The sequence below is a fragment of the Sporomusa sp. genome, assembly GCF_035561255.1.
In the GTDB taxonomy this organism is placed as follows: domain Bacteria; phylum Bacillota; class Negativicutes; order Sporomusales; family Sporomusaceae; genus Sporomusa.
In genome coordinates this window covers 1-9626 of sequence record NZ_DATMXX010000312.1, presented here as the reverse complement: position 1 = coordinate 9626, position 9626 = coordinate 1, and the positions used below count along the sequence as shown (strand labels likewise).

Genomic DNA, 9626 nt, shown 5'->3' with positions numbered 1-9626 from the left:
GGTTAGTGGTGCTATAATATAAAAATATAGAGTTTTATATGTGAATAGGTGCCTTACTGCAAGGATGTGTAAGAGTGTTGAGTAATAAGCATAGTCGAAAAATGGCGGATGAACCTGTTGTTAAATCATTGTTTTCTCATTTTACGCAACATACAATTCAAAGATTTCCGCTACGGCTAGTGTTTTCTTTGCCATTTATGGTTCAATTTCTCTTAGCGTCTTCTTTGATTGTTTCTATTCTTTTCTATGGCGGTCAAGAAGCGATAGAATCGTTGATGAAACAAATGCGTCAGGAGGTCCTCGAGCGGGTACACGAGCAATTGGACCGCCATATGCGGGAACCGGTACGGCTCAACCGTCTGAACGCTGAGGCATGGCGTATGGGTTTGCTGGACCTTTCCGATCAAGGTATACGTGAAAGGTATTTCTTCAATAATATCCGGGCTTTTCCTGATGCTGCCATGACCTTTGTGGGACTGGCTGATGGGACCTTTTATGGAGCCAGGCGTAAGATGTCAGGTGAAGTTCAGGTAGTCCGGAACAATCGGGAGACTGGTGGCGACTCGTGGTACTATACAGTCTCGGAGAAAGGTGAAGCTGTCGACCGCCAGGAGGTTTTCCGGAGTTTTGACCCACGTACGCGGCCGTGGTATGAGGCAGCCCAGCGTGCTGGCGGGCCGACTTTCAGTGGCATTTACCGTCACTTTATTTTTCTTGAACCGACTATTACTGCGACTCATCCAATATTTAATGCAGAGGGGCGCCTGATAGGGGTATTTGGGGTAGACTACCTCTTATCCTGGTTGGGTGAGATGCTGCGAGGGTTGCCGATCGGTCCTTCTGGTCAGGTATTTATTACCGATTCCCAGGGGTTTCTGGTGGCTGCATCTGCTTTATCCAGCCCGTTCCGGGAAGGACAAAATGAAAGAATCCGGGCTATAGACTCCAGTAATCAGGTGCTGCAGCAGGCTGCGAAGACGCTGTCTGACCAAGCGGCAAGTGGCTCATATGAGTTTAATCTGGAAGATCATTCTTATCTGGTAGATGCACGGCAATTTAAAGAGGGTGGCCTCGACTGGAATATCTATATTGTGCTTGCAAGCGATGATTTTTTGGGTGATATACATAAAGCTGTATACCGCACTGTGCTCGTAACCTTAGTGGTTATTATGGCGGTATTCTTTATGGCTGTGTGGACATCGGGATGGGTTGTGAGACCCATTCTAAGACTTAACAGTGCCGCCCGCGAACTTGCTGAAGGACGGCTACTGCCGGTACCTGACATAGAACGTCAAGATGAGTTAGGGGAACTTAGCCGCTCCTTTAATAAAATGGCCCGCCAGCTGACAGATTTGGTCACAAATCTGGAGCTTAGAGTGGCTGAGCGAACGCAGCAATTGGCAAAGAAAACAACTGCTGAGTACGAAATGCGCGAGAAATTATACGCTGAACTGGCTAAAGCAGGCCGCGGACAACAAGCAATGCTACCGGAAGATATTGAGCAGCCACCGTTGCGACTGAAAACTATTTATAAACCGTACATGCTGGTTAGTGGTGATTTTTGCAGCTATCATTGGATTAAAGAAAATGCTGTCCTGTTTGGTTATCTTATTGACGTCACCGGGCATGGCCTGGCGACCGCGCTGCAAACAGCAGCGATAAATGTTATGATACAGGAAATTGTACATATGAATTATTCGCTGTCTGATATTATGGGGGAACTTAATCGCAGGGTAGCTCGCTATTTTAAAGATGATTTGCTGGTTGCTGCCTTTTGTTTTGAGGTGGATTTGGAGCAGGGTGAGCTTCGTTATACAGCAGCCGGAATTACCGAATTCTATATTGACTCTGTTGCTGTTACCGGGCGTATAAAAACACCAGGCTGGTTTCTCGGGGTTAGTGAACAGGCGCAATTCGAGGTACATACTCTCCCCTTGCGTAGCGGTGACTGTTTTTGCTTTTATAGTGACGGAATAGCAGATCTGCTTGTTGAGGGGCGTGAATTTCCCGGGGGAATGGTCTTTTCGGATTTGGTGGAAGCTGCTGCACAATTAGCCGGAGATGGTGTTTGGCGAGATGATGCAACCGTGATGTGTATTGAGATCTGTAAAGGATTTAGCGAAGAAATATAGGTAGGTGTTATATTGAACTGGCTACAGAGTTTTAAGTTTTCAGAGCGTTTGCGAGGTATCTTTTTGCTTGCAGTCACTGCCGTGTTGTGGAGTACCAGTGGGATTGGAATTAAGTGGATTGAATGGAATCCAATGGCGATTGCCGGTGCTAGAAGTGCTATTGCGGCTATCGTTATTTGGGCGGCCTTCCGCCATTCGCCGGTCTGTTGGAACAAAGCATCGTTTTATGGGGGAGTGGCCTATGCTGTCATGATGCTGACCTTCGTTTCAGCAAACAAGCTGACCACTGCCGCTAATGTTATTTTGTTGCAATATACTTGTCCGATCTTTGTTGCAATCCTTGGGGTTATATTTTTAAATGAAAAACCCGGTTTGTATGATTTGGTGACAATTAGTTTTGTTGGCGGCGGAATGGTGCTGTTTTTTCAGGATCAAATGTCGGCAGGAGGACTTGCCGGAAACCTGCTGGCTATCGTCAGTGGGATGTCGATGGCAGTTATGGCAGTGTCGATGCGCCTGCAGAAGGAGGGATCCCCTTTCGGGTCTGTTTTGTTGGGCAATGTGCTGACTTTTTTATGCGGCTTACCGTTTATGTTTGAGGGTTCACCCGGGGTTGGCGGCTGGACGGCTATTGTAGCGCTTGGATGTATCCAGATTGGTTTATCCTATGTCCTGTATTCTATAGCTATAAAATATGTAACCGCCCTCGAAGCCTCGATCATTACTATGATCGAACCAATCCTCAATCCGCTGTGGGTATTTTTGCTCCTGGGTGAAGGGCCTGGTCTTTGGTCACTAATCGGCGGCAGTGTTATTTTGCTGGCTATCGCTGCCCGCTACATTATACCTGCTATTAAGTCACAGGCAGCCACCAGTGGCTAACCTGGGGTTATGTACCAAGGTGATTAGTGATTAGCTTGGCACTTTTTCTGTAAATATAGCTAAGTAGATGTTAATGTTGTACAATAACTGCTCCTGAAAAAGACACTTGACTTGTACTTGCGAACACATTATAATGATAACAAGTTTATATCATACATGATGATCAGGAAGCCTAATGGAAGGTGTTCAGAGAGACGGCGGTTGGTGCGAGCCGTTACACCGAACAGAATGGTTCCGCCTGGGAGTGACTGGTGAGGAATCAGAACGGGATCCGCCCATTATAGCGGCTAAAGTTGGCCGGAAGGCAACATGGGTGGCAACGCGGGAAAGTTCTCGTCCCTATTGGGACTAGGACTTTTTTTATTTTGCCGAACATGTATTTTTGACCGCAGGCGAGTATATAATTGTAGAATTAAAAATGGAGGTAAGATTATGAAAGTATTAGTTTCTGAACAGATTGCACAAAAAGGGCTTGAAAAACTCACTGAAGAAGGAGCCGTAGTTGATATAAAGACTAGTTTGACACGACAAGAGCTGCTGGAGGTTATTGGGGATTATGAGGCCCTTATTGTACGCAGTAATACCAAAGTCAATGAAGAGTTATATCAAAAAGCCACTCGCCTAAAAGTGGTGGGACGTGCCGGTAATGGTGTGGATAACATTGACATGGAGGGAGCCACTAAACGCGGTATTATTGTTGTTAATACACCAGAATCCAACGTCGTTTCGGCAGCAGAACTTACCCTGGGACTGCTGTTTGCAACCTGCCGTAATATACCTCAGCTCCATGACCGGCTTAAGGAACGGGTTTGGGATCGCTCTGGTCTTAAAGGTATGGAGCTTCAGGGTAAAACAGCAGGTATCGTAGGACTGGGACGGATCGGATCTTTAGTGGCAACACGTTTAAAGTCGTTTGGCATGAGTATAATCGCTTATGACCCCTATATCAGTGATAGCCGGTTTAAAAACCTTGGTGTTGAGAAAAAAGAAAAACTGGAAGACCTGATGAGTGAATGCGATATCCTTACCGTACACACCCCGAAAACAGAGGAGACCTATGGCATAATTGGTAAAGAGCAATTTAAATTTGCTAAAAAGGGTCTTACTGTCATTAACTGTGCCCGGGCCGGAATCGTAAACGAGGAAGCGCTTATTGAAGCCCTCAAAGCAAAGATTGTCAAGCGAGCTGGTATCGATGTTTTGGAAGGGGAACCTCATGCCACTTCACCGCTGCTTGAGTTCGATAATGTGGTCGTAACACCTCACGCCGGTGCAGATACGGTAGAGGCTCAGGATAATGTCGGTATAACAGTAGCCCAGGAGGTAGTCTCCGCGCTAAGGGGAGAAATGGTGCCCAATGCTGTCAACCTGCCTACTCTGCATACCCAGGATCTGGATACCATTAAAGCATATTTAAAATTAGGTGAGACATTAGGCAAGATGTACTACCAATTGGAAAAAGAAGCAGTTGATAAAGTAGAGATCTTGTATCGGGGCGAGGTAGCAACACTTGAGACTTCAGTGATCTCACTCGCTATATTGAAAGGTCTTTTTGAGCCTGTACTTAAGGAACGTGTTAATTATGTCAATGCAAATCTTATTGCAAAAAGCAGAGGCGTCACAGTAACCGAAAGCAAAGAATCTACAGTGGATAATTATCTGACGTTGATTACACTTAAGGTTTGGTCAAAAGGCAAAGTGTTTACTATTAGCGGAACAACATTTGGCAAAGGCGAGCAAAGAATTCTTGAAATCAATGGATATGAATTTGATGTCAACCCTATGCCATATATGCTGATTGCGGAAAACATGGATAAACCAGGTGTTGTTGGGCAAATGGGAACCTTATTGGGTGCCGGTAAAGTCAATATTGCTACAATGCAGCTTGGGCGGAAGGCTACTGATCAGCGGGCGATGATGGTTCTGACTGTTGATTCGGAAGTATCCAAAGAGACTTTGAATTTTCTTGGTGGAATAGAAGGAATTCTAAAAGTTCGTTCTGTGAAAATATAAGCTTATATGGTAAATGGAAGGATCCATCGTCTAAGGCGGGCCGATGCTTGATGTGAAGACGTACAGGGCTGCCGCCTTAGACGGTACGGCTGGATGTAGAAAAAGCACTCGAAATGAGTGTTTTTTTTACATAATCAGATGTATAAAACTTTTTTATTTGGGTATTATGCTTAGGTTTTCTGTTTGCGGAAAGCAGTTTCTGTTGACAGATACAATGGGTTCGTCAGCCGATTTTTGCGCTTGGTCGTAAATACCTGTTGTAATTGCCGATCAGCAACTAGTATAGTGTTAGATATAGTTTCTGAAGGAGGAAGTTACGTGAGCCAATCTGTGTCACCTCAGTCTATCGAGGAGTTGCAGCACGTGGTTCGGACATCATTTGATACCGGACGTCCGATATATGTCTACCGGAAAGGCAATAATGAGGGCCTAACTATTGATTTGTCGAAGTTAAATAAAATTATTGAGATTGATGCTGCTAACCTTGTTGCAACAGTCAATCCTGGTGTCAAACTGGGGAAGCTTGCCGAACAGTTGGCTGAACAAGGACTGCGCTTCATCCCGGCCGATACCCCGTTTTACCATGATAAAACAATAGGGCAATTATTTTATGAAGGCTGTTCCAATATATCAAGTTTAAAGTATGGATACACAAAGCATTTTCTTATGGGGTCAGAGATTGTATTACCTACAGGCGAGGTATTAAAAACAGGGGGAAAAACGGTTAAGAATGTGACCGGTTATGATTTTACCCGCTTTTTTAACGCTCCCTACACAGATTATGGCATTACCGCAAAATTTTTGCTGAAGCTGCTGCCTTTGCCAGAGACCCGTAAGGGCCTAGCCGCCACATTTACCGAGTTAGAGCAACTGTTGGCTTTTGTAAAAGATTTGAAAGATAGCCGCGTAGTTCCTGCCTACTTACTATGGAGTGATCTTAGTGTGCAAAGCATATTCACAGCTGATGTGCAAGGACAGCTTATCATGATGGAGTTTGATGGTTTATATGAAGAGGCATCTGAACAATCCCAAAGTGCAATTGCTCTGCTAGAGAAACATAGCGGGACAATCCAGGAGGCTTCTGACGGCTGCGGGCAGACGGCAATAAAGTGGAGCATGCTCTATCAGCCAGGTGATAAGTATGTGCTGACAGATGAATTTAAAATAGCTTTTACCCGTCAGGAGGAATTCATAAAAGCATTTTGCGCAATTTCCAGGAACCGTTGTGTCCAAGCAGGTCTGTTTGGTCAACTGGCAGAAGGCAAGCTGAATATTGCTTTGGCAGCGCCAGAGCCTGAGGCCGGCTTTATCGATGCGGTTACAAAAGCCATTACTGAAGCTGGGGGGATCTCCTCTGGAAAATATGATCGGATTACAGGTAAGCGTGGGAGTGGTGTTCTGGCCGAGCTTGAGCAGCGGGCAAAAGCAGCTTTTGATCCTAAAAAGATATTAAATCGCTGACTTCGCAGGGGGTGAAACAAATGGAGAATAATTATGCTCAGTGGCAAAAACAACTTGTTAAGTGCATTCGCTGTGGGACTTGCCGCTCAATTTGTCCGGTATTTCAAGCCTCAGATAACGAGAACACTACTGCCAGAGGTAAAGTTAAGTTGTTGGAGGCAGTTAGTGAAGGGAAATTAGAGCTTACTCCCGAATTGCAAACCAGAATGTCAAAATGTCTATTATGCAAAGCCTGTGTACCCGGCTGCCCATCAGGCGTGAGAACAGATGAACTGTTTTTAAGTGCAAGGCGTGCTTTAGCTGATAAAAACGGCTTACCTTTGGCTAAGAAGCTGGCTTTTACCGGACTTACCTATCGCAAACTATTTGACATAGGCCTCAAACTGGGTGCGCGCTTTCAGAATGTTGTATTTAAAAATGCCTCTGACGGCAGGGGCAAACTAGCCCGTATTCCTATGCCGGGTGCCGGGCTTAGCCAGCGGCGGGTTATTCCTCCGTTGTCGACAGCGCCGCTGAGGACGCGATTACCCGAGACTAACCGGGTAGCTTCGCCTACCGCACGGGTCGCGTTTTATACAGGCTGTATGCTCAATTATGTCTACCCGGCGGCGGGAGAGGCGATCGTCCAAATTCTTAAGGCACACGATGTCGAGGTAGTTATTCCTGCCAGGCAAAGCTGTTGCGGGACACCGGCTTTTACCTCAGGCGACTACCAGGTAGGGCGATATCTGGCTGAGGAAAATGTGAAAATACTGGCAGCCGGCAATTATGACATGATTATAACCGGTTGTGCATCTTGCGGGGCAGCCTTAAAGCATGAATACGGTTCAATTATTGAAGACCCGGAGATTAAAAAATCCTGGGAACTGCTTTCCGGGAAAGTGAAAGATATTACTGAATTTGTTGTTGACAGGGGAATCAAGCAAGACCTGCGGGAAGTACGGGCTAAGATTACTTACCATGATCCTTGCCATCTTGTCAGAGGGATGGGGGTAGCAAAAGAACCGCGACAGCTATTAAAAGCAATTCCGGGAGTGGAATTTGCGGAGATGAAAGACGCTGCCAAGTGCTGCGGAGCAGGCGGGACTTTCAGTATGGCCTATTACGACGTTTCCCGGACCATCAATGACTGGAAGCTGGACAATGCCGAAAAGACAGGGGCCAGCATTCTGGCCACAGGCTGTTCAGCCTGCCGTATGCATATAACTGACGGACTGGGACAGCGACAGAGCAGCATGCAGGTATTGCATACTGCCGAGATCATTGCCAAGGCTTACGGCCTGGAATAGGGGGTGAGAAAGTTGGATCAGCAAATAATCGCCGCATTAAAACGCCTGCTTGGTCATCAATATGTTATGGATCAGTTGGAAGACCGGATTTGTTATTCTTTTGATGCCACTTTCCGGGACTTCCCGCCAGATGTGGTCGTTAAACCCGGCAGCGTGGATGATGTGGTTGCCATAGTTAAATTAGCCGGGCAGTATAATATTCCGGTAACTGCCAGGGGGGCGGCCACAGGCTTATCAGGGGGTTCAGTTCCCGTAAAAGGCGGAATTAGCCTTGTTTTAACACGACTCAACAAGATTATTGAGATTGATACAGCAAACCGGGTGGCTGTGGTCGAGACCGGGGTTATAACCGAGGATTTTGTGAATGCCGTAAACCAGGCCGGACTTTTTTATCCGCCTGACCCGGCTAGTGCCAAAACCTCAACCATGGGTGGCAATATAGCCGAATGCGCGGGTGGTCCCCGGGGGGTAAAGTATGGTATTACCAGGGACTATGTGTTAGGGCTGGAGGTAGTCTTATCAGATGGCAGCATCGTTGAAGTGGGTAATCGATTCGACAGTGAGATGGCTGGCCCCGACTGGGGGATGCTCCTGGTTGGTTCAGAAGGTACCTTAGGCATTGTGACTAAGGCCTATCTGAGATTAGTCGACAAACCGAGTGCCAAACAAACCCTGCTTGCGATTTTTAACAGCTTAGACGACGCAGCCCGCACTGTTAGCGATATGATTGCCTCAGGGACGATTCCTACTACACTGGAGATTATGGATAATCAGACTATTTGCGCGGTAGAGGACTTTCTCAACGTAGGACTGCCGGTAAGTGCAGAGGCCATCCTGCTGATTGAGGTTGATGGGAGTGCGGCGTCGATAGTCAAACAGGCCGAACATGTTGTCAAAGTGTGTAAAAAATGTGGCGCAACTGAGATTCAGGCAGCCTCGACACCTGAGGATATTGATAAACTGTGGCGTGCCCGTAAGGCTATTTCGCCGGCCTGCGGCAAGATTAATCCAACAAAAATCTCTGAAGACGCCACTGTTCCTCGCAGCCAAATTCCGGCTATGGTTCGCCGGCTGCGTGAGATAGCTCAGAAATATGAGTTAAAGATGGTTATTTTTGGTCATGCCGGTGACGGTAATCTTCACCCGAATATTTTGAGTAATAAACACAACCATGAAGAAATGGAACGAGTAGAGCAAGCGGTGGAGGAACTCTTTAAAGCAGCACTTGACCTTGGCGGCACTCTGTCAGGTGAACACGGTATCGGTTATATGAAAGCACCATTCTTGAAATGGGAGACAGGAGAAACTGGTTTCGTTGTAGGGCAAAAACTTAAAAAGATTGTTGACCCACAGGGGTTATTAAACCCGGGTAAGTTGTTTAATGCCTAAAAGTGTTTAATTTGATGTATAGGGAGTGAAAGAAAATGCTGAAGACTAAGCCCCGTTTTTGTAAAGGCTGTGGCATATGTGTTGAGTTCTGTCCCAAAAAGGTGCTAAAGCTTGATGATCTTGCTAAGATAGAGGTTGCCCAGGCGGAGGATTGTGTGGCTTGTGGGCAATGTGAATTAAGATGTCCTGACTATGCAATTTTTGTAACTGCTGATAAGTAAATAAGTTAAATAAACGGAGGAATGTATTCATGGCCAAAGCAGTACTTATGCAGGGGAATCATGCTTGTGCAGAAGGCGCGCTTGCCGCCGGAGCCAGGTTTTTCGCCGGCTATCCCATAACACCGTCCACTGAGGTTGCTGAGCTATTGGCGAAACGTTTGCCGCAGGTCGGGGGTACTTTTATTCAAATGGAAGATGAGATTGCCGGGATGGCAGCAACGATCGGCGCGGCTTTGACA

Annotated in this window: 8 protein-coding genes and 1 pseudogene; all 9 read left to right on the top strand. The window is 46.4% G+C overall.

Annotated features, from left to right (window positions below):
- The first annotated feature begins 74 nt into the window (after nt 1–74).
- On the top strand, nt 75–2132 hold the full coding sequence (locus VN379_RS17010; RefSeq protein ID WP_325526386.1) for a SpoIIE family protein phosphatase: 2058 nt from the start codon (nt 75–77) through the stop codon (nt 2130–2132).
- Between the two features lie 63 nt (nt 2133–2195).
- A complete protein-coding gene (locus VN379_RS17005; RefSeq protein WP_325526385.1) occupies nt 2196–3014 on the top strand; it encodes a DMT family transporter in 819 nt (272 codons plus the stop codon).
- A gap of 175 nt (nt 3015–3189) precedes the next feature.
- Nucleotides 3190–3366, top strand: a complete 177-nt coding sequence (locus VN379_RS17000) for a hypothetical protein (RefSeq protein WP_325535977.1) — start codon at nt 3190–3192, stop codon at nt 3364–3366.
- 80 nt (nt 3367–3446) lie between these two features.
- Entirely contained in the window at nt 3447–5027 is a 1581-nt protein-coding gene (gene serA, locus VN379_RS16995; protein ID WP_325535975.1) for a phosphoglycerate dehydrogenase, read from the top strand.
- Between the two features lie 318 nt (nt 5028–5345).
- The gene (locus VN379_RS16990; protein WP_325535972.1) at nt 5346–6488 is read left to right on the top strand and encodes an FAD-binding oxidoreductase; all 1143 of its coding nucleotides are present in this window, start codon (nt 5346–5348) and stop codon (nt 6486–6488) included.
- A gap of 20 nt (nt 6489–6508) precedes the next feature.
- Nucleotides 6509–7777 (top strand): (Fe-S)-binding protein, encoded by a 1269-nt coding sequence (locus VN379_RS16985; RefSeq protein WP_325535970.1) that lies wholly within the window; start codon nt 6509–6511, stop codon nt 7775–7777.
- Nucleotides 7778–7789: 12 nt separating this feature from the next.
- Nucleotides 7790–9166, top strand: coding sequence for an FAD-binding oxidoreductase (locus VN379_RS16980; RefSeq protein ID WP_325535969.1), 1377 nt, complete (start codon nt 7790–7792; stop codon nt 9164–9166).
- 35 nt (nt 9167–9201) lie between these two features.
- Nucleotides 9202–9387: a 4Fe-4S binding protein gene (locus tag VN379_RS16975; protein ID WP_325535968.1), complete on the top strand. Its 186-nt coding sequence runs from the start codon at nt 9202–9204 to the stop codon at nt 9385–9387.
- 29 nt (nt 9388–9416) lie between these two features.
- Nucleotides 9417–9626: pseudogene (locus VN379_RS16970) on the top strand (2-oxoacid:acceptor oxidoreductase subunit alpha); the annotation flags it as partial.

Bases quoted from the DNA above. Each gene is read 5' to 3' on its own strand.
- VN379_RS17000 (WP_325535977.1), top strand. From the start codon at position 3,190: ATGGAAGGTGTTCAGAGAGACGGCGGTTGGTGCGAGCCGTTACACCGA.
- serA (WP_325535975.1), top strand. From the start codon at position 3,447: ATGAAAGTATTAGTTTCTGAACAGATTGCACAAAAAGGGCTTGAAAAA.
- VN379_RS16985 (WP_325535970.1), top strand. From the start codon at position 6,509: ATGGAGAATAATTATGCTCAGTGGCAAAAACAACTTGTTAAGTGCATT.
- VN379_RS16975 (WP_325535968.1), top strand. From the start codon at position 9,202: ATGCTGAAGACTAAGCCCCGTTTTTGTAAAGGCTGTGGCATATGTGTT.